The following is a 21,103-nucleotide window of genomic DNA, read 5'->3' as shown; positions in this document are numbered from 1 at the left end:
GTGAGAACTAGAAATTAAATCCGGCTTTAAAACCAATACTTCGTGTGGTCGCATAACTCATATCTTCCACACCACTTACAAAACCATTCCCTTGAACCGCTAATTGTTCTGGGTCAAAATGCGGATTCTCAGTAATCGCAAATAGATTATTTCCAACTAACGAAAGGCTTAAATCAGCACCTTCTTTTAATCCTAAAAAGCCATCTTTTATATTGAATGTATAGCCAATGGAAAATTGACGTAGCTTTAAAAAGGAAGCGTCGTAAACGTTGTTTTCTTCGTGATTTCTATCGTAAAACTGTCGGTAATAACTTTCTGCCGAAACCGCTACGGTATTTGCCTGTCCTGTATTTACATTAACACCTTGCGCAACAATACCAGCATCTGGTCTGTAACTGGTTTCTGCTAATTGACCACCAACATTTCCTAAAGCACGTGTTCTAGAAACGACTTCGCCTCCTTGTCTCCAATCGAATAAAAAACTGATATTCCAATTTTTATAATTGAAATTGTTACTCCAGCCTAAAGTGAAATCAGGATTGTAATTCCCTAATTTTTTTAAATCATTATCTGCGATAAATCGACCTTCATCATCAATTAAAAATTCACCATTTTCGTTTTTTTCATAACCTGTTCCATAGAAATCACCAACACGTCCTCCTTCTTCCACTTGAAACCAAACGGTTTGGTTGGCACTATCATAAATTCTACTGTAAGCCAATGTTAATCTGCCATCAGCTTGTGGTAAATCTTTAATTACAGAACGATTCGTTGCGAAGTTGAAAGTGCTATTCCAATTAAAATGATCGGTTTGAATAGGTGTAATGCCTAAAATAATTTCTACACCTTGCGTATTTACGTTTCCACCATTAACCACTTGCTGATTGTAGCCCGAAGAAATAGCCACAGGTAAAGAAATAATTTGGTCTTCGGTATTGGCGTTGTAATAGGTGACGTCTAATCGCAATTTATTTTCAAAAAAACGTAAGTCTGTACCAAATTCATAAGAGGTGGTGCGTTCTGGTTTTAAATTGGCATTTGGGATGAAATTTTGATCGCTAAATGTGGGTTGACTATTATAAGGGGTTTGCGATACAAAAGCACCTGAAGTTTGGTAAGCACTAGTATCATTTCCAACTTGTGCCACACTTGCTCTAAGTTTTACAAACGAAAATACGTCTGGCAATTCCGTAATATTAGATAAAATAAAACTCGATGACACAGAAGGGTAGAAGAACGAAGTGCCATCCACGGAAAAAGGTGTCGCTAAAGCACTAGACCAATCGTTTCTTCCTGTAATATCTAAAAATAAATAATCTTTATAACCCAGTTTTGCAATGCCGTAAAATGAATTAATTCGCTTTTCACTTTCAAACTGAAATACTTCAATTGGTGATGCCGCATTGTTTAAATTGTAAATTCCGGGTTGTGCTAAATTAACCGTTTGCGATTGTTTAGTTGATGCGGTTTGGTTCAGTCTGTTTCCACCTAAAAAGACATCAAGTGAAAAGTCTTCAAACTGATTGTTGTAGTTGATGAGAAAGTCGGTGTTAATCTCTCTAAACATCACATCATGCTCGGCATAAGCACCGTTACTGAAACGATTACTACTGTATGCTCTGCGTAATTCACGCTTTTCAGTACTATAATCCATTCCTGTTCTTAAGGATATGCTTAAATTTTTAGTCAGTTCTTGTGTAATGGATAGATTTCCAAAAATACGATCGCGATTAAAGGAATTGGTGTTCTCATTTAAGATAAAATACGGATTGTCAAAAAACGTGTAGTTAAAAGAATATTGTTGTGTGCCTTCTAAACCCGGTTGCCAATAATTTTTAAGATTTTCAATATTTAAAGAACGTGGTCCCCAAGCTACTAAAGAGTAATTCGCATTTTCACTTCCATAACCATTGGATGGTCTATTGTCGCTACTAGAATTTATGTAGCTAAAAGATGAATTGATTTCGGTATTGTCACTTGGCTTAAAGTTTAATTTGGCAGCAATGGTTTGTCGGTCTAAATTCACGCCAGGAATAATCGATTCACTTCTCAAATCAGTAAAAGACAATCGGTAATTACCTGAATCAAATCCATTAGAAACTGAAATATTATTAATGGTTGTAACACCAGTTTCATAAAAATCCTTCAAGTTATCCGGATTCGATTTAAAAGGTGTTGCTGTGATTTCTAAACCATCGTAAAGCGCAGTATCTCCACCTCTAACAAAAGTGCCATTTGATAATTGCACAGGACTATCAAATTGCGGAATTAACAAACCCGTGTCTAATCGTGGTCCCCAAGAATAGGTGATGTTGTCGTTAATGCCGCCTCCAAGGCCATCAATATATTCAAACTGACCAGAATTTCCTTGACCATACGAATTTTGAAAATCAGGTAGTCTAAATGCTGTTTCCACAAAAAGAGAGGAATTAAAACTAATACCTAAACCTCTTTTGTTTTTGCCGTTTTTGGTTTCAATAACGATAACACCATTCGACGCTCTTGTGCCATATAATGCTGCGGCACTTGGACCTTTTAAAACGGTAACAGAACCAATATCGTCAGGATTGACTTCCATGGCGCCATTACCAAAATCAATTTCTTGAAATCCGGCTGCAGCTTCGTTTGTGAAATTAAAAACCGTTTCATTATTTATAGGGACACCATCAACTACAAATAAAGGATTGTTGTTAGAAAAGGACGCTTCGCCTCGAATCGTAATTTTGGAAGAAGAACCAACACCTGTGGCGCCTTGCGTTACGGTAACTCCGGCTAATTTACCTTGTAGGTTGTCTAGAAAGTTCACCGTTTTTACTTCCGTTAATTTTTTAGCAGAAATGGCTTGAACTGCGTAACCCAATTCTTTGGTGTCACGTTCTAAACCTAAGGCAGTAATGACAACTTCGTCTAAAGCTGCGGAATCTTCTTCAAGTGCAATATTGATTACAGTTGTATTACTAACACTAATGGTTTGTGTTTTAAAACCTAAAAAGGAAAAGGTAAGTTGTTCTGAATTTGAATTAACGACAATACTATATGTGCCTTGCTCGTCTGTTGTTGTTCCATTGCCATTGCTAGACGAGATGTTTACAAACGGCAAAGGTGTGTTTGAAACAGCATCGGTGACGGTTCCAGTAATTGTAATTTGCGCATTGCCCAATAGACATAGGCATAGCAGTAAGCATGAGTAAATGTACTTCATATCACGACCACAAAACGTGGCAATTTTTTAAGATGTGAGAATCGTTAGTTGTAAAAATTCTTGGACTTTAATAGCTTTAAAATCCCTCTTTATAGATGAAGTGATATTGGTGAGCCTTTGTTGTATGGTGATTTAAAGACTGTAGCATATTGAAAAACGGAAGTAGACGTTACAATGGTCTTAATTGTTTTTCGAAGTAATAGTAATAATCGTTTTATCTTAAAATCTAAAGTTTTAAAACTTTCTAAAACGGAGTCGATATCGGAAACATCATCAATATCTGTGAGTATTTCTAAATAAGAAACACTTTCGTTTTGATGTTGTAATTCGGTATTTAAACGCTGTCTTAATTTAGCGGTTTGCCAAGGTAAATTCTGAAAACTAGTTTTATTAAAATGTGTTTTTTTGAAACCCATCAAATAAAAACCACCATCGGTTGAAGGTCCTAAAACATAGTCTGAAGTTGCTAAGTTCTGAGTCGCTTTTAGAATATGATTGGCTCTAAGATGAGGTATGTCGTTTCCGAGAGAAATAACATGTTCAAAGCCCTTATTAAAAACAGCTTCAATGGCATTAGTAAAGCGCTCGCCAAATGAACTACCTATTTGCTCTTTTTCGGAAAAATGAAAATAAGGTAAATTCGTTTTCTTAACCGTTTTTACAGTATCAGAATCAAGCAAATTAAAGAAGTCAGAAGAAGAAATTGATTTTGAAGTCAATTCTTTTTCTGCAGAATTTGCAAAGATTAATATGGCGGTTTTGTTCTTCATTATGTATTCCTACGAAGGCAGAAATTTTAATTGGTTTAAATCTGAGATTCCTGCCTTCGCAGGAATTTTGTTATGCTACAACACCTTGACAGCTACTTCCTGCACCAGCAGTACAACCGTAACAATGCTGCGAAATCACAATATTTCGTCCTTCTAATAATTCTTCGTTAAATTCAGATATGTGTCTCGATTTACTATTAACGGGTAATTCTAACATCTGATTAAAATCACAATCAAATAAATACCCATCCCAACTAATCGATAAGGTATTGGTACACATCACATTTTCTACAGCAGCCGGATTATAAGCTTCCACTAAAGAATACATGTAATCTTCGTAATTTTCTGAAGCGATTAAATAATCTAAGAATCGTGCGATAGGTAAATTTGTAATGGCAAATAGATTATGAAATTCAATTCCGAAATCGTCCATCAATGCCTTTTTAAAATCCTTTTCCATTGCAACTTGATCACCTGGTAAAAAGGCTCCAGACGGATTGTAAACCAAATCTAATCTTAGGTCACTTCCTGGCATTCCGTAACCCACAGCATTTAATTCTTGTAAGGCTTTTATAGATTTATCAAAAACACCATCTCCACGTTGTTTATCCGTTTTTCCACGCGTCCAGTGTGGCATAGAACTTACCACGTGTACATTGTGCTTTTTAAAGAATTCTGGTAAATCGTAATATTTTTTATTGGCTCTAATGATGGTTAAATTAGAACGTACAATAAAATCTTTAATACCGACTTTAGCAGCTTCTTCTACAAACCATCTAAAATCAGGATTCATTTCTGGTGCTCCACCAGTTAAATCTAGTGTGTGTGCTCCAGAATTTTTAATCACCTCAAGACATTGTCTCATGGTGTCTCTCGTCATAATTTCTTTTCTGTCCGGACCAGCATCTACGTGGCAATGATCACAAACTTGGTTACACATGTAACCTACATTAATCTGTAGAATTTCTAGTTTTTTTGCTTTAATAGGAAACTGACTTGTTTCTGAAATTTTATCTTTAAAGGTTGGTAATTCACCACTTTTAAAGATGCCATTAGAAAGTATTTCTAATTGTTTATTGCTTTGTGCTAAGTTATTTCCGAGTTTCTTTAGGGACTTTGTTGCCATATATTATTTTAAAGTTGTCTTTTCGAGCGCAGTTGAGAGGTTTAGGTCTCAATTGTACTCGACCAGACATTATCCATCAAGTTTATTAACCTTATTCATCATTTGTACGCCATGCACTAAAGTTGCGCCGCTTTTTATTGCTGCTCCAACATGTATGGCTTCCATCATTTGTTCTTTGGTAATACCACGTTGTAAGGTGTCTTTTGTATAAGCATCTATACAATACGGACATTGTTCTGTGTGCGCTACAGCTAAAGCGATGAGTGATTTTTCACGCGCTGTTAAAGCGCCTTCTTCAAATACTTTTCCGTAATAGTCAAAGAATTTAGTTCCTAATTCTTCACTCCATTCGGTAATTTTTCCAAACTTGCGTAAATCCGCAGCATCGTAATATGGTTTCGACATAAAATTATTTTTTGATTTAGAAAAATCAATATAACGATTAAGTCGAAGTTAAATCTTAAAGATTACAGAAAATTTTAAAAGATTGATTTCTATTAAAAGGTTTGACGCTAGTTTTAAAAATAGAAGAGCATTTCAATCAAAAAACCTTACTTTTAAATTCTCTTTTTTTTATTAGAAATGCAAAACTGGATTGAATTACTTTCTGAATTTAAACAAAAGCAAAAACCTGTTGCCTTTATAACGGTAACGAAGTGTTTAGGGTCAACACCTTGTGTGGTGGGTTCGCGTATGCTTGTGACTGAGAACAAAGATATTCACGGAACCATAGGAGGAGGGAAGCTTGAGTTTAAAGCCATAGACGAAGCTATCGTTGCTTTAAAAGAGAATAGAATTATTGAATCCACCTATACTTTAGGTCCAGAATTTGAACAATGTTGCGGAGGAAAAGTAGAATTTATCATAGAACCTATGAATCAATCACCAGAATTATTTTTATTTGGAGCAGGACATATTGGTGTTGAAATCTGCAAACTTTTAGTCGATACACCTTTTAAGGTGAACCTTATAGATTCACGTGACGATTGGTTTTCTAATTTAGAATTAGACAGCAGTGTAACGACGCATCAAGCCAATGAAACCGATTTTAAATCGTTTAAAGATGCTGTGAAATGGGGACCTAATTGTTATGTATTAGTGTTAACGCATAATCACGCCATCGATTTTGATTTGATAACCATGGCTTTGCAAAATGAAACTAAATTTTTAGGACTAATAGGAAGCAAAACAAAAAAAGTAAGATTCAATACTATGTTGATTAAAGAGATGGATATTCCTGAAGGGATGACAAATGTGGTTTGTCCAATAGGATTAGATATTGGAGGCGATACACCAAAAGAAATCGCGATTAGTGTGGTCTCCCAATTACTTCAAGTGCATTATAAATGTACCATCGAAAAATAAATGTTATTTGAATAAGATTGTCCCCTTGAGGATTATTGAAATAAAAGCGATAGCTTTTGATGAAGATAGCGAGCGAAGCTCATTAGGGGTGTTTTTGAATAATGAAAAACTTAAAAAGATTTCCGTTTTCACGGGAAGTAGCATGAAAAACAACAAGTCCATCATAGAAAAACTAACAGCACTTTGGGCTTTAAACGAGTCCGGTTTAGGAGGTTTTTTGCATGTATTTAATTCGCCATTTACAGGATTGATTGTAGGTGGCGTGTCCATTTTACTCATTAGTTTAATTGCCTATTATGCCGAAAATAAATGGCAAGCCATCTTAAAAGCATTGGTCATTGTCTTAATTATTAAAATGGCAGTGAGTCCATATTCTCCATTCGGAGCTTATGTTGCTGTGAGTTTTCAAGCGGTTTTGGGAGCGATTTTATTTTCTAATTTCTCATGGAAAGGAGCTACGATAATGGTTTTAGGAATGGTGACCTTTTTAGAATCGGCCCTTCAAAAATTATTAATACTAACCATTGTTTACGGAACAAACCTCTGGGAAGCCATTGATATTTATGGAGCTTGGGTTCAGAAAAAATTAGATTTTGTTTCAGAAACCTCTACAACATCAGTTTTAGTCACCACCTATCTTTTGGTTTATGGGATTTGCGGAATTTTAGCTGGGATTTTTATTAAAAACACGATTAAGATTATTTCGAATAAAAAAGAAACTGATTTTTATCTTCACCTTGAAACGGATAAACTTGATAAGAAAACCAAAAAAGTAGCTTTTAAAACGAAAGTCATTTGGGTGTGGTTGGGCACTGTTGCGGTTATGGTTTTAGCCTTTTCAATATTTGGTGGTCCGCTTTTCGGGTGGCAAAAAGCCATTTATATCGTCTTACGAAGTTTCTTGATTTTAATGCTTTGGTATCTAGTAATTGGTCCTTTTTTGTTGAAAGTGGTTCGGAAATATCTTCGAAAAAAAGAATCTAAATATCAAGAGGATATTGCGAATGCGATGGACTTGTTTCCGTATTTCCGTCAAATTATTGCATTCACATGGAAAGACACAAAACATTTAAAAGGCTACACGCGATTCCAGTATTTTATGGCGAATAGTATTTCTAATTGTATTCACTTTAAAGTGCCTTCAGAATGATATATATCCTCAGAGGTGATATCCGAACAGGAAAAACAACAGCTTTACAAGAATGGTGTAAAAACCGTGATGATGTTGATGGAGTATTATGTCCTGATAATGCTGAAGGAAAGCGCTATTTTCTAGAAGTAAAATCTAAGAATGAATTTGAACTTGAAACTGAACTTGACACTGAAGCCATCATTGAAATAGGAAACTTTAAATTTTTAAAATCGGCTTTTGAAAAAGCGAATACTTATTTACTAGCTGTCGCTTCTGAAAACGAATCGCAGTATCTTATTATTGATGAATTAGGGAAGTTGGAATTGAAGAAAGAAGGCTTGCATTTGTCAGCAGAAAGATTGATTCCTAATTATGAAACTAATGAAAACAAGCACCTCATTCTTGTTGTTAGAGATTATTTGTTGGATGCTGTTTTGACGCATTATTCAATAGAGAAATATAGGATTCTCACAAAAGTAAATTTAGAAACACTGAATTAGTCCTGAAGACCTAAGACCTAGCAGGTTTTTCAAACCTAGCAGGTCTGGTAAGCAAGAACATATAATCTATTTGTTCGGCTGTTATCTTGATATGATTTTAAAAAACTTTGTTGCTGTTAATTAACTTTCATACCTGTCTGGTTTTAAAAACCTTAGAGGAATATGTACGATAGTATTTTTCTTCTCATTAATGAGATTCCTGCGTTTGCAGGAATTGGTTAAGAAAAAATAGTCTCACTCAAAGCATAATAAATCGCCATTAAAGCAGAAAAAACGGCAGATCCCAAAAACCTCCATTTGAGTTGGAATCGATTTTGAATAATATAATTTACCATAAAAGAAATAGGAATATTCACCAAAAACGACCAAAACGCAATCTCTAAAAGGTTAAAACCAATAGCGTCAAACTGACCTGAAAATAATTTAATAAACAGTAAATGTCTGGCAATCCACAAGGGGTTAAAATAGGCTATTGCTAAAATAGTTTTACTTAATGTGGCTTTAGCCCCTTTTCTAAACTGTGTTGTTTTTACAATCCAATCAAAATAATTCGGGATTTCAAACGCATAAAAAGTAGCACCAATACACATCATGCCTAGTAAGCGATGCCATGAGAACTCGTCTAACAAGAGTGCCGCAATAGTGTCACCAGCACTGTAAATAAGTGCGCCTTTAAGGATGTTTTGTTTTTTGTAATGTAGAGCGATAAGGCGTTTATTTATTGTGATTATTTACACCCCTAAAGTCCCCTCAAGGGGACAATAGTACCAATGTTTATTTTTTGGAATGTCCCCTTGAGGGGACTTGAGGGGTGTTCTTTGTTCATTTTTTATTTTCATACAACCCCATCAAAACCTTCTCAGGTGTCATCGGTGCATGAAATTCTAACTCATAATTAGAATTAAAAGCCTTTATCGCATTTTGAAGTGCAAAATAAGCGCCAATACCATACATTAATGGTGGCTCACCAACGGCTTTAGATTTTAAAATCGCCATGTCATTGCCTTCGGTTTCTACAGGAATCACTTCCACACGTTTTGGTACAGAAAATATATCAGGTACTTTATAAGTAGATAATGCATTAGATAATAATCTACCGTCATCATTATAGGCGATTTCTTCCAAAGTCATCCAGCCGATACCTTGTATTAAAGCACCTTCTACCTGGCCTAAATCAATACCTTTACTCATGCTTTTTCCGTAATCGTGCACAATTTTAACGGAGTCAAATTCGTAAGTGCCACGCGTACAATCTACAGTCACCGTTGTAATCGCTGTGCCGTATACGTGATAGGCAAAAGGATGTCCTTTTTCTTTGGTTTTATCGAAGTGAATTTCTGGTGTGGCGTAATGGGCATTTTCAGTTAAAGCAACACGTTTGAGCATGGCACTACTGATGAGTTCTGTCCAAGATAATTCTGATGGTTTATCATTTATAAAGACAGATTCATCTTTTAAAGTAATGTCCTTTTTTGACACATTTAAATCTTCTGAAGCCACTAGTTTTAAACGTTCTACTAAAGCATTACAAGCCATTAAAGTTGCTTTCCCGTTTAAATCTGCCGTAGAACTCGCAGCAGAAGGAGACGTATTGGCAACACGCGTTGTATTGGTCGTTTCAATCTTAATTTTTTCAATAGGAATCGAAAATACATCCGCAGCAATCTGCATCATTTTTGTATTTACACCTTGACCCATTTCTACAGCTGCTGTGCTTATGCCAACACTGCCATCTAAATAAATATGAACCAAAGCACGTGCATGATTCATTGGTGTATTGGTAAATGAAATACCAAAGGTAATTGGCATAAACGAAAGCCCTTTTTTGAAGGCTGTATTATTTTTGTTGAAATCAGCAACTTCTTGTTCTAAAGCATCACTATTAAATATGTTTTTAGCAGAATGCCATGTGTTTTTGGCTTCTACTTTTTTAGCAATTTGTCCATAAGAGAATGTGTCATTTTCATCTAGTAAATTCGCTTCCTGAATTTGTCTAGCTGAAACCCCAATTTCAGAAGCTGCTTTTGCAATTGCAGACTCAATCACAAACATGCCTTGTGGTCCACCAAAGCCTCTAAAGGCCGTGTTTGGTGGTAAATTGGTTTTGCAACTCAACACTTTTGTGGTCACGTTTGGTACGTAATAACTATTGGTAGCATGAAACAAAGTACGTTCTGCAATCGCAGGAGATAAATCCGCTGCTGCTCCAGAATTTTGTAAAAATTCGGTTTGGTAAGCTAAGATTTTTAAGTCTTTAGATAATCCAATTTTATAAGTGCTTTCATAAGGATGACGCTTTCCTGTCATGCGTAAATCATCATGACGATTCAGTATTAATTTTACCGATTGATTTAAATGATAAGTCGCTAAAGCAGCCATCACAGCCCAAGGTGTGGCTTGATCTTCTTTTCCACCAAATCCACCGCCAAGACGTGTGACATCGACTTCAATTTTATGCATGGCAATGCCTAGAACTCTAGCTGTTGTGGCTTGTACAGCTGTTGGGCCTTGCGTAGATGAAGTGATTTTTATATTGCCATTTTCCATTGGTTCAGCGTAAGCTCCTTGTGCTTCAATATATAAATGTTCTTGTCCGTTGGAAAAGGTTTCCCCTTCAAAAACATAATCACATTCTGCAAATGCTTTTTCGGTATCACCTAAACTAAAAGAGCGTGGTGCGTTGATAAAACTACCTTTTGCTTTGGCTTCTTTTGCTGTGGTGATGACTGGTAAATCTTCAATTTCAATCTCGATTAAACCTCTTGCTTTTCGTGCAATAAATTCAGATTCGGCAACAATTAAGGCAATTGGCATGCCCCAAAAATGAACCTCGTCTTCCGCAAATAAAGGTTCGTCTGCGATGATGCCTCCAATTTCATTTTCGCCAGGAACATCTTTGTAGGTAAAAATACGTTCGACACCTTCCAGAGCTTCCGCCTTAGAATAATCGATATGTTTTATTTTTCCGTGTGCTTTTGGTGAGTCAAAAACTACAGCGTGAAATGTACCTTGTCTAATATTAACATCATCAACATACAAGGATTCACCACGAACATGCGTATAAGAATCTAAGTTTTTAATGCTTTGTTTTAATGATTTTGAAACCGCATCTAATTTAGTGTCACGTACTGTATTTGTCTTGTTATTGTGCATACTGAACAAAATCGTTTAAGGTGAAATGATTGGGGAACAACTCCGTAAAATGTGCGAAAAACAATTGTCTTGCAAGCAAACGTTTATAGTTGGTTGTTCCTCTAACATCGCTAATTGGACTAATTTCCTTTTGAAGTATATCATTAGCTTCTAATACCGTTTCGGAAGTCAGTGGTTTTCCTGTTAAAAATGCTGAGGTATCGTGTAAATACTTCGGAATTGCAGCAACACCGCCAAGAGACACATGCGCTTCTGAAATGGTACCATTTTTAACTGATAAATGTATCGCTGAATTGACACTTGCAATATCCAAATGGGTGCGTTTACAAACTTTTTCAAAATTAAAAAAGGACTGCGTTGTTGGTAACTTAAAGCTGATGGCTTTTAGAAGTTCATCATCTTTTAAGTCATAAGTTTTATAACCTTGATAAAAGTTATTTAGTGCAACACTACGCTCTTCGTCTTTTTCATTGGTAATGGTAAGATCACTATTAAGTGCTAAGAAAAATATGGTCATATCTCCAATAGGCGAAGCATTGGCGATGTTTCCACCCAAAGAAGCCATGTTTCTAATTTGTTCTGAAGAGACTAGTTTTAAGTGTTTTCTTAAATTTGGTAAAATGCTGTTTAATTCTTTATGATTCCATAAATCAGAAACGGTAGAGTTGGTTCCAATGGTGCAAATTCCGTTTTCAATTGAAATACCTTTTAGATACTCTTTTTCAGCAATGAGATGCACGTCGTTACCCGCTAAATGATCTGCTTTCTGGACGTATAAGTCCGTTCCGCCAGAAACATATTTTCCTTTGGGTTGATTTAAATCTTTAGCTTCAATATCTTTTAAACGTTGTGGAATGCTTTCAAAATATTCTGGAATAAACTCATTTTCAATTAACCATTTAAAAGAATTTTTTTCTTGATGCTCTAGTTTTTCAACCACTTGATGAGCGGCTTTTTCAATGGCTTTATAACCTGTGCATCTGCAAATATTTCCACTAATAGCGTCAATAGCATTACTGTAATTGTTTTCAGAATTTGATAATGCAAAACCAGTTAAGGCCACCACAAAACCCGGTGTGCAAAATCCGCATTGTGTGGCGTAATTGGCTTTCATGGCTTCTTGAGCTGTGGTGAGTTTGTCTTTTAGATTGGTGCCTTCAACCGTTACAATATGTTTACCATGTGCGTTTCCTAATGGTGAAATACATGAGGTGATACTTTGGTATTCCATCGTATCGTCGTTTAGTGTACCGACCAAAAGTGTGCAAGCACCACAATCGCCTTCACGACAACCAATTTTGGTGCCAGTTAAGCGTTGTTGGTAACGTACAAAATCCAGTAAAGTGGTTCCGGAATGCTCCGATGTTTTAATGGTTTTGTTATTTAGGATGAAGGTGATCATTTGTTAAAAATCTATTTTATTCTTCGTTTTCAATGAATAGTTTAAACTCGTTTTCTATTTTATTAACCAAATTAATAAATTCAATTTGAGTTAGTGAATCCATATTTTTAATGTCTTTATATTTAATGCATTTTGTTTTATTAAAAGCATCAAAACCTAAAATTCTAAACATTAAAATATACCCCATTAAATCATAGTCGATACACAATTTGTGCTTTTTATACTTTTTTTCAAAATGATTTACACTTTTCTTAGAATATCCTAATTCTTTTAAGTCATTTCCCCATATAAGATTTAAACTTTTATTTCTCATATTATTTCCCTGAACTTAATACTCCGTCTTATCTTCTTTTTTAGTCCATTCCTGAAATGGCTCTAAAGCAATCTCACGAGCTAATTGCTCAAAAGGAATACTTCTTTTTTCGTAAGGTAATGGAATTTCTTTGTAAATAAACTCATCATCAAAACCAATATTAGCAGCATCTACCTGGTTACTTCCATAATATACTTTGTCTGGTCTCGCCCAATAAATAGCGCCTAAACACATTGGACAAGGCTCGCAAGAGGTGTAAATTTCACAACCATCTAGTTGAAAAGAATCTAAGTTTTTACAAGCGTCTCTAATCGCTGTAACTTCAGCATGAGCCGTTGGGTCGTTAGTAGAGGTAACTTTGTTATTTCCGCGTCCTACAATTTTTCCGTCTTTAACAACGACACAACCAAATGGTCCTCCTTCGTTGTTGTTCATTCCTTTTAAAGCTGCGTTTACAGCTTCTTTCATGTACTGTTCTTTATTGTTCATATATAATTTGTGTCTATTTTTAGTTTTGAATAAAGGTATTAAAATTTTGATAATAGAATGAAAACTGATTCATTTTAAGAGCTAAGAGTCAATAGTTGTGAGTCGTGAGTCGTGAGCCAAGATGTATTGTGAATTTCAATTTCAATTTCAATTTCGAGTTCAACTTCAATTTCATTTAAAACGAATAGCCAATAGCGAAGTTAAGCACAGGTTCGTCATATTTAAAATCGAAGCGTTTTCCTGGTGCTAATGAAGGATCGTGGAAAGGTGCTGCCAAATCGAAACGAATAACAAAACCTTGTACATCAATATGCAATCCAAATCCGGCTCCCATACCTAATTCATTAATGAAGTTAGAGGTGAATTTATCTTCACCATCAAACACAGAATTGGCTTTAGAGTTCCAGACATTTCCAGCATCGGCAAATACCGCTCCTTTAAAATATGAAACTATAGGAAAACGATATTCTACATTGGCTTCTAGTCTAATATTTCCGGTTTGATCCCAATAGGTTACATCGTCGTTATTGCTATCGTCATTGTAAGTTCCTGGTCCTAAAGAGCGCGTTTTAAAAGCTCTAACACTATAAGGGCCACCTGAAAAATATTGCTTTACATACGGAATAACATCCGAGTTTCCATAAGGTAAGCCGTAGCCAGCAAATAATCGTGTTGCTAAGGTTTGTGCTCTATCTTTACCGAAGTTAAGATGGAATCTTAAATCCAAATCGGCTTTCGCATATTGCGCATATTGCAATCCTAAAAATTCTTTAGGTTCGCCAGAAGTGGTTTCTTTTCCTAGTAAATTAATCGAATTACCTGCAACATCTAAAGTTGTGTTTAGGTAAAACTGATTAGGATCGTTAGCATCTACCATTTCGTTATAGGTAAATGAAAAGGTCATACCTGAAATAAATTGCTGATCGAAACTTTGTTGTAAGTATGAATTTTCGTCTAAAATAGCTTCAAATTCAGCAGTGGTATTTGAAAGTCTAGTGTAGCTTACGGAAATAGGATTAAATTGATAGGTTATAAATCTATTAGCATTCCAAGAGTACCCAAACTGTCCAGTTCCTGAAAGTAAAGTATATAGTTGACTTCGGCTCAAATAATTAAGTCCAATACTTGTTTTTGTTTTTGGGATAGAATATTTAAAGAAATCCGTATTAATTTTTACAGGAAATAAAACACGAGGGAAAATGAGTTCCGTTGTTAGACCTAACTCTATACTGCTAAGCCCTGTGTTGTTGCCGCTGATAAATTGCGATTCGTAACCAACATTTGTACTAATGTTAAACGTTTCACCACCTTTAAATACATTTCGATTACTGTAGGTTAACGCTAAATGTGGTCCTGTATAGTTATTGGATTTGGTGACGGCTTGTATTTCGGCACGGACGGCACGTTTAGTTAATGGTGATAAAAAAATATTGGTTTCAAGAATACCTAAACTGTCTGTTAGTAGCGAATCAACTTCTTTATATTGAATGTTGACATATTTATACGCACCAATTTTAGATAAACGTCTGGCGGTATTTTTAGAATTTTCAGGACTGTAGAAATCTCCTTCATTTAGTGTAATAAATTCATCGAGGAATTTAGGTTTTATAAACAGTGTGTCTTGTATGTAATTCTTATTGTTGAATCGTTCTGTTTTGGCGTATGTGGAATCTTGTAAGTCGTAATTAGCAAATACATTTATCTTTGAAATACGGTAAGGAATAGTCGCTTTTTTAGGAACTTCAGCTTTCAATTTTAAAAATAAATCGAAGCGTTTATTGTCGTATTGATTAGTGTCTGCTTCAAAAATGAAAAAATCGGGATTGAGATTATAATAGCCTTTTTTCTTTAGTTGCGCATCAATACGTTGGCGTTCTAATTTCATATTAGACAAATCGAAACGCATGCTTTTTTGAAATGGGGATTTGTCGGTTTCCTTTTTTACATCTTCATAGAGTGGTGACGGCATAGAATCGATCTGAAAACGTTCCATTTTATATGGTTCCGTGATTTTTAGTTTATAATTGATGGACGCCTCAATCTCTTTTTCTTCAAAAGCGGAAGTTGCAGTGCTATAGAAAAATCCTTTATTTTCTAGGCGATTTCTTAATACGTCTTCAATCTCAAAGGGTTCTACACTAGATTGATAAACAGGTTTTTCTCCTATTTGTTTATATAGCCATCTGTTGAGAAACCCTGGGTTTTTCTTTTGCATTTTGTAATAATAATACAAGCCAAAATGCATTCCCAAGAACTTAGAATTTGGTTCAGGTCTTAAAACGGTTTCTAATTCTGTTTTTAGTTCGTCTTCATTTTTTATGATAGAATCCGATTCAATTTCAATTTTAGCACCAGTGTATAAACGTTCGCCTTCAGGAATGTGTTTTTTTATACTGCATGAGTATAAAATCATTCCTAAGAAAATAAAAGAGATACTATGTTTTAAGATTCTTTTCAAGTTTAATTGGTTTTCTGTTCCATGCTTTTGTCTGTTGCTTCTTGCTGTTTTTCTTGTGCCCTTTTCTCGGCTTCGGATTTTGCTTTCTTTTCTTTTTTAGAGCGTAAAATAGCATCCCAAAGTTCGCTAAATTGGTTGAATTCTTTTGTAAATATTAAACTAATACCACTCACTATGGTTTGGCCATCTATTACATTTTCAAATTCACTTTTTCTAAAACCTTTTAGTCGGTATCTGCCATCTTCTGTTAACGCATATTCTAAGCTTACATTACCAATTACAGGTGTTTCTTTATCAGTACTATTGCTGCCTTGTATATCAACGTCACTACCAACACTAACCGTTAATCTGTCGTTAAACAATTTTTTCTTTGCTGCGATTTCTAACTCGGTACGGTCGGTTGGTGAATCGCCTTGATAATCGGTATAGCTGTTAAGTCCAAAATCGAGTTCGATACCAGTACTACCTAATATTTTATCAGAAAATGTATTCAGCTGATCGGATACTGCATCATTTAAATTGTCTCTTGCAATTGTAGCAAAGCCTCCGTCACTACCATCACTTCCAGAATCTGGATAAAAGCGATTGAGCACTAAAAGTGAAAAGACTTGACGATTAAGTTCTCCTTCTTGCTGGTTGACTTGTTGTACTCTAGAATATACTTGTCCGCTAATGGCACCTTGGTCTTCCTCTGGCATATCTAAACCAAATGAAATTTTAGGTTGTAATAATTCGCCATCTATATTGAGGTAGACATTAAAAGGTAAAACTTCTTGGTATTTACTTTTTACAGATGAATCTGAACCAGAAATTTGCGAAGCCATTAGTCCATAAGCTGAAGTGTCTAAATTGTATATGGCGCGTATATCTAGTTTCGCATCAAAAGGATCGCCAGACCAAGTGACACGACTGCCTTGAGCAATTAAGAATTTTCGATTCACTAAATTGTAGAGGTTGAGTTCGTAATGTCCTTCTGAAATTTCATAGGCACCAGTAAGTGTGATTCGCCCATTTGGTTTCATGGTGAACACAAAATCGCCTTCACCTGAAATTTTAAAATTATCTCCGGTGTCTTCATCTATAATTATAGTGACTGCTGCGTTTTTTCCAACGTTGAATAATGCCGAAATATCAAAACCTTTAATTGTTGCTGTTTGTTCTTCAGTTTGGGTGAGAATAGCATCTCGATTTTCACGATTAACAAATACAACAACTCCATCGCGTTCCTCTACACTGGCTACTGATGATGGTAGTACATAAGTGAGATCGGTATCGGAACCTAAAGTCAATTTAGCATCTAATTTTGGGATTTGTAAATCACCAGTAAGCTTTGCATTGGCATCAAAAGTGACCTTGCCGTAAAATTCTTGATTGTCTTCTTTTGAAGCGTTTAAGACTTGAAAATTGGAGGTTTTTACACTTAAATCGAATGTTGGATTAATAAAACTCTCGGTACCAACCTTACCAGAAAGTACTAAGGCGTTATTGTTTTCATCACGAATGGTAAAATCTTTCATTGAAAGTCCATCATTATTGATACTTAATGTTTCTTTAGCCATACTAAATTTAGTGTTCAGTTTAGCAACATTGAAACCAGCATTATTAAATGTTATGGAGCCATCGTATTTTAAATCTGATGTTGAGCCTGTAACTTTAAAAGCACCAGAAAAACTACCATCAGCATCTTTAATTTCACCCATAGATAAGGTGTTGAGTGCTTGTATTTTGAATTCGTTGATATTAAAATCGAGATCGAGATTTGCTATGTTGTTAGTGACAGTGTAATCGCCGACGAGATCAAAATCAATATCACCACCTTTAAGTCCAGCATTAAACGTGTAACTATTGTCGTCCAATGAATTTCCATTCACGCTTAAAGTTCCTAAATCGGTTTTAAGCATGTTCAATTGTTCAATACTTAAATCGGCTAAAATACCAGCATTGGTAAACGGATCTTCAAGAATAAAATTACCATTCAGTTGTCCGGTTGCTAATTCGGCTTCTGGATTTAAATAATTAAAGACGGCATTGATGTCAAAATTCTCGAATTCAATGGCAATATGTTCTTTCGAAATATTTTGTAATTTGTCTGTGAGCGCGATAGATTGGTTGTTTTGGTTGATTTTAAAGTTATTAAATTCGAGATGCTTATCGGTTAGGATGATTTCATTATCTTCAGGAATTAACCATTTCTCTTTATTGAGAATTAAGCTATCCGAATTTACTGTAAATCTTAAACGCTCTCTGCTGCCAGTGATTTTAGTGTTGACATTCATGAGCTGCTCTCCTTGATGATAGCCCAAAAAGTTAAGCGCTAATTCGTTGTTGGTTTGGTGGCCAGTTATGATGGTTTTAGGCACATCTAACGGACCAGCAGTGATGTTTTTAAAACCTAGATTAAAATTGAAATTTTCTTTGTCGGTGTCCATAGAAAAAGCAAGACTGTCCAATTTGTTGCCACTATAATTAATATGTGGTGCTGTAATATTTGCTTGTAATTGTCGCGCTTTTTCGTTGAAATCTACAGCCACGTTAATGGTATCTAAACCTTGAACATTAACTAAGAAGACGTCATTCAATAAAGGGGATTGCGAAATTTTACCTTTGAGGTTTAAGTTCACAAAATCGCTAATTGTGTCTGAGACATTTTCATCTCTATAAAAATAACTTAAAACGTGGCGTTTAATCGCTTTACTAAACGTTTGAGGATTGGTATTTGACTTTAAATCAAGATCTAAAATGTTGTTTTTAAAAGAAACCGAAGTCGTATCTGTATCCACATGCGCCATGGCTTTAATATCACCTATTAAATAACTTCTATTGTCATACACAACAACACCATTGTCAATGTTAGCGCTTGCATCGTAAGTTTCACCATTACCTTTAAAATCTACGGTGACATTCATGGCCGTTTTAATATTACGACTCATTACACCAAGCGCTTCTAGGTTAGCGCCAATAACGTTAATTTTGACTTTAGCTTCAGGTGAAATAGAATCTAAAACCACAAAAGCATCTAGGTTCGCATTGAGATTACTGTCTTTATATTGCGACTGAATATTTCCTGTTCCGTTTTTAATATCACCATTAAGATGAAGATCTTTTATGGCATAATTATTAAGTTGAAATTCAGAAATAGTAGTATCCAAAATGGCATCGAGCGTGTTAATGGTGTTTCCGCTTCCTTCAGATGTAAGGGTAAGACTTAGTGTCCCAAATTGCGGATTGTTAAGCAATTCATTTACTTTATAATCTTCAATAGCGACTGTAGCATTAAACGCAATTTTATCCGTGTTTTTATAACTACCACCAATAGTCGCAAGGCCTTGAGAGCTTGTTAGTTTTGCTTTTGCTGAAATGTCTTGTGGGTTGCCTTTGAGTTGTGCTACAAATTTCACGTCATTTGGAAAGCTAATTCCTAAGTCTTCCTCATTTACAAACTGAATTAAATCAGAGCGTTTTGTAACTGCTAAAAACTGTGGAATATCAAATTGAAGTGTTTCAGGATTGGTGACGTTTTGAAGCGTTCCTTTAGTAGAGATTTTTGTTGAATTTCCCCAGTTAAGTTCTGCTTTATTTAAATTAATTGATGCTAAAGTTCCGGAAGCATTTAGATTTCCTAGAATTAGTTTTTTGCTTAATTTATTGAGGTATTCGTTATTTTTTAAATCAGGTTGAAATTTGAAAATCTCTGTCAATGAGAGTTGAAAGGCTGGGAGGTTTAAGTTGACCTTAGTAGTTTCAGGAGCTTCTATTAATTTTGAAAGTGACTGATACTCTAAATGTGCATCACCTGAAATTGAATTGTTATTTAATTTGAATTTTAAATCATCCAAACGCATATTTTGGTCTGTAGCGTCGAAATTAACAGCGAGTTGATTAAGGCTTAATCCTGAAAATTCATTAAAATTCAATTGCTCTAAATCTAGTGTCGCTTTTTTATCTTTTAAAGAAATATCTTTCGCTTGAAGCGTAAAATTTGAAAGTGCTATGGCATTCGGGTTGAAGATGTCTTGTTTTGGTTTTGCATTACCAACGCTATAATTAATGTGATTGTTTTCAAAATCAATAGCAGCAATATTAATTGTTAGTTGCGGCCATTCAAACGTTGTGATGTCTGTTTTTACTTCCTCAGTAACTTCCTCTATTTTTTGCGTTAAACCATTAATTTTAACGTCTGTGGTTAAGCTGATTTTAGAATTTTTAAGCGTGATGTTTTTAAGGTTGAAATCACTAGCTGCTAAATTTATGAGTGGTGATTCTGTTGAAAATTCCGAAATGTCAACATCAGCAATCAAACGGTCAGGTTGCGATTCGTAATAAGCAACCACATTGTTTAATGCAATAGTTTCAAAAGCTAATTTTGGTAAAGGTGTGTTTGAAGTTGTGGTGTCAATCGCTACTGGTTTTTGAATAAACTTGATATTGGCATCATTAAGTTCAATCGTTGAAGCATCAAAAATCATGTCTTCAATATTGGTGGTTTTCATATTAGCCTTCAACTTGCCAATTATAAACCTCGAATCAATGCCTGCAACCGCATCATCAAAAACAACATCAAAATTCTTGAAATTTAAGTTGCCTAAAATAAGGTTCAGTGGTGTGGAGGTGGTATCTGTTGCAACGGTTGTAGTGTCGGTAGAAGCAAAAGCATCAATTAAAAATTGAAAGTTATAACCTTCAATACTATCTTTTCTAATCACATTGGCACGCAAACCATCCCAATCTAAAGCATCGACTCCGATGCCATTACCACTTATGATTTTAATTAGAGGGATGTTAGCTTCCAATGATTTTGAATAGACTAAGGTGTCTCCTTTTTTGTCTTCGAGATATAGACCATCGAGTTGTATATCACCGTCAAACGTAATAAAGAGTTTTTCTATGGCGACTTTAGTTCCGGTTTTATCTGAAACGAAGCTAACGGCTTTGTCCACAATGATACCTTGTCCCCAAGGACTACGAACAAAAAGAATCACCAAAAATAAAAACGCAAGAATTCCTAACAGTACGCGTAAGGTTCTGCGCAACCAACGAAATTTTCGTTTTCTTGGTATTTGGGGTGCTGTGTCTTCTGTTTTGTTCAATACGTAAAAATATACGAGTAAAAGTATTACAATTGTCGTTATTGCTAATAATATTAACGCTCATACTTTAATTTTAGCTAAAATTATAACGTAAAAAAGCCAAACA

14 protein-coding genes are annotated in these 21,103 nt (G+C 35.1%); 3 read left to right on the top strand and 11 right to left on the bottom strand.

All coding sequences use genetic code 11. The features are described from left to right. Positions 1 to 7: 7 nt before the first annotated feature. From ABD730_RS15505 to ABD730_RS15490, 4 genes are all read right to left on the bottom strand, one after another. Positions 8 to 3,202 carry a SusC/RagA family TonB-linked outer membrane protein gene (locus ABD730_RS15505; RefSeq protein WP_344715831.1) on the bottom strand — a complete coding sequence of 1,065 codons (3,195 nt, stop codon included), beginning with the start codon at positions 3,200 to 3,202 and terminating at the stop codon, positions 8 to 10. 89 nt (positions 3,203 to 3,291) lie between these two features. Next, positions 3,292 to 3,972 (bottom strand): DUF2064 domain-containing protein, encoded by a 681-nt coding sequence (locus tag ABD730_RS15500; RefSeq protein WP_344715829.1) that lies wholly within the window; start codon positions 3,970 to 3,972, stop codon positions 3,292 to 3,294. 70 nt (positions 3,973 to 4,042) lie between these two features. Next, positions 4,043 to 5,098 (bottom strand): arsenosugar biosynthesis radical SAM (seleno)protein ArsS, encoded by a 1,056-nt coding sequence (gene arsS, locus ABD730_RS15495; protein ID WP_334465298.1) that lies wholly within the window; start codon positions 5,096 to 5,098, stop codon positions 4,043 to 4,045. Positions 5,099 to 5,167: 69 nt separating this feature from the next. Continuing rightward, positions 5,168 to 5,503 (bottom strand): arsenosugar biosynthesis-associated peroxidase-like protein, encoded by a 336-nt coding sequence (locus ABD730_RS15490; protein ID WP_020895861.1) that lies wholly within the window; start codon positions 5,501 to 5,503, stop codon positions 5,168 to 5,170. Between the two features lie 177 nt (positions 5,504 to 5,680). Between ABD730_RS15490 and xdhC the strand changes: the two genes are divergently transcribed. The 3 genes from xdhC to ABD730_RS15475 are packed head-to-tail and all read left to right on the top strand — an operon-like array spanning position 5,681 to position 8,095. Then, positions 5,681 to 6,463, top strand: coding sequence for a xanthine dehydrogenase accessory protein XdhC (gene xdhC / locus ABD730_RS15485; RefSeq protein WP_344715824.1), 783 nt, complete (start codon positions 5,681 to 5,683; stop codon positions 6,461 to 6,463). Between the two features lie 7 nt (positions 6,464 to 6,470). Next, on the top strand, positions 6,471 to 7,613 hold the full coding sequence (locus tag ABD730_RS15480) for a hypothetical protein (protein ID WP_344715822.1): 1,143 nt from the start codon (positions 6,471 to 6,473) through the stop codon (positions 7,611 to 7,613). Further along, on the top strand, positions 7,610 to 8,095 hold the full coding sequence (locus ABD730_RS15475) for a nucleoside-triphosphatase (protein WP_344715821.1): 486 nt from the start codon (positions 7,610 to 7,612) through the stop codon (positions 8,093 to 8,095). Before ABD730_RS15480 ends, ABD730_RS15475 begins: the two co-directional genes overlap by 4 nt. A gap of 218 nt (positions 8,096 to 8,313) precedes the next feature. Here ABD730_RS15475 and ABD730_RS15470 read toward each other — a convergent pair whose 3' ends face one another. The 7 genes from ABD730_RS15470 to ABD730_RS15440 form a co-directional block, all read right to left on the bottom strand. After that, on the bottom strand, positions 8,314 to 8,724 hold the full coding sequence (locus tag ABD730_RS15470; protein WP_344715819.1) for a hypothetical protein: 411 nt from the start codon (positions 8,722 to 8,724) through the stop codon (positions 8,314 to 8,316). A gap of 193 nt (positions 8,725 to 8,917) precedes the next feature. After that, positions 8,918 to 11,248, bottom strand: a complete 2,331-nt coding sequence (locus tag ABD730_RS15465) for a xanthine dehydrogenase molybdopterin binding subunit (RefSeq protein ID WP_344715818.1) — start codon at positions 11,246 to 11,248, stop codon at positions 8,918 to 8,920. After that, positions 11,238 to 12,650 carry an FAD binding domain-containing protein gene (locus ABD730_RS15460; protein ID WP_344715816.1) on the bottom strand — a complete coding sequence of 471 codons (1,413 nt, stop codon included), beginning with the start codon at positions 12,648 to 12,650 and terminating at the stop codon, positions 11,238 to 11,240. The genes ABD730_RS15465 and ABD730_RS15460 overlap by 11 nt, the downstream gene beginning before the upstream one ends. A 16-nt stretch (positions 12,651 to 12,666) precedes the next feature. Then, positions 12,667 to 12,963, bottom strand: a complete 297-nt coding sequence (locus tag ABD730_RS15455; RefSeq protein WP_344715815.1) for a hypothetical protein — start codon at positions 12,961 to 12,963, stop codon at positions 12,667 to 12,669. 15 nt (positions 12,964 to 12,978) lie between these two features. Further along, a complete protein-coding gene (locus tag ABD730_RS15450; RefSeq protein WP_344715813.1) occupies positions 12,979 to 13,452 on the bottom strand; it encodes a nucleoside deaminase in 474 nt (157 codons plus the stop codon). A gap of 175 nt (positions 13,453 to 13,627) precedes the next feature. After that, positions 13,628 to 15,910, bottom strand: a complete 2,283-nt coding sequence (tamL, locus tag ABD730_RS15445; RefSeq protein WP_425583576.1) for a translocation and assembly module lipoprotein TamL — start codon at positions 15,908 to 15,910, stop codon at positions 13,628 to 13,630. Between the two features lie 2 nt (positions 15,911 to 15,912). Beyond that, positions 15,913 to 20,997 carry a translocation/assembly module TamB domain-containing protein gene (locus ABD730_RS15440; RefSeq protein WP_344715812.1) on the bottom strand — a complete coding sequence of 1,695 codons (5,085 nt, stop codon included), beginning with the start codon at positions 20,995 to 20,997 and terminating at the stop codon, positions 15,913 to 15,915. Positions 20,998 to 21,103 lie beyond the last annotated feature (106 nt).

It is taken from the genome of Winogradskyella damuponensis (assembly GCF_039538385.1).
Lineage (GTDB): Bacteria > Bacteroidota > Bacteroidia > Flavobacteriales > Flavobacteriaceae > Winogradskyella > Winogradskyella damuponensis.
Note: the sequence above shows the minus strand (reverse complement) of the source record. Positions and strands in the feature narration are given on the sequence as shown.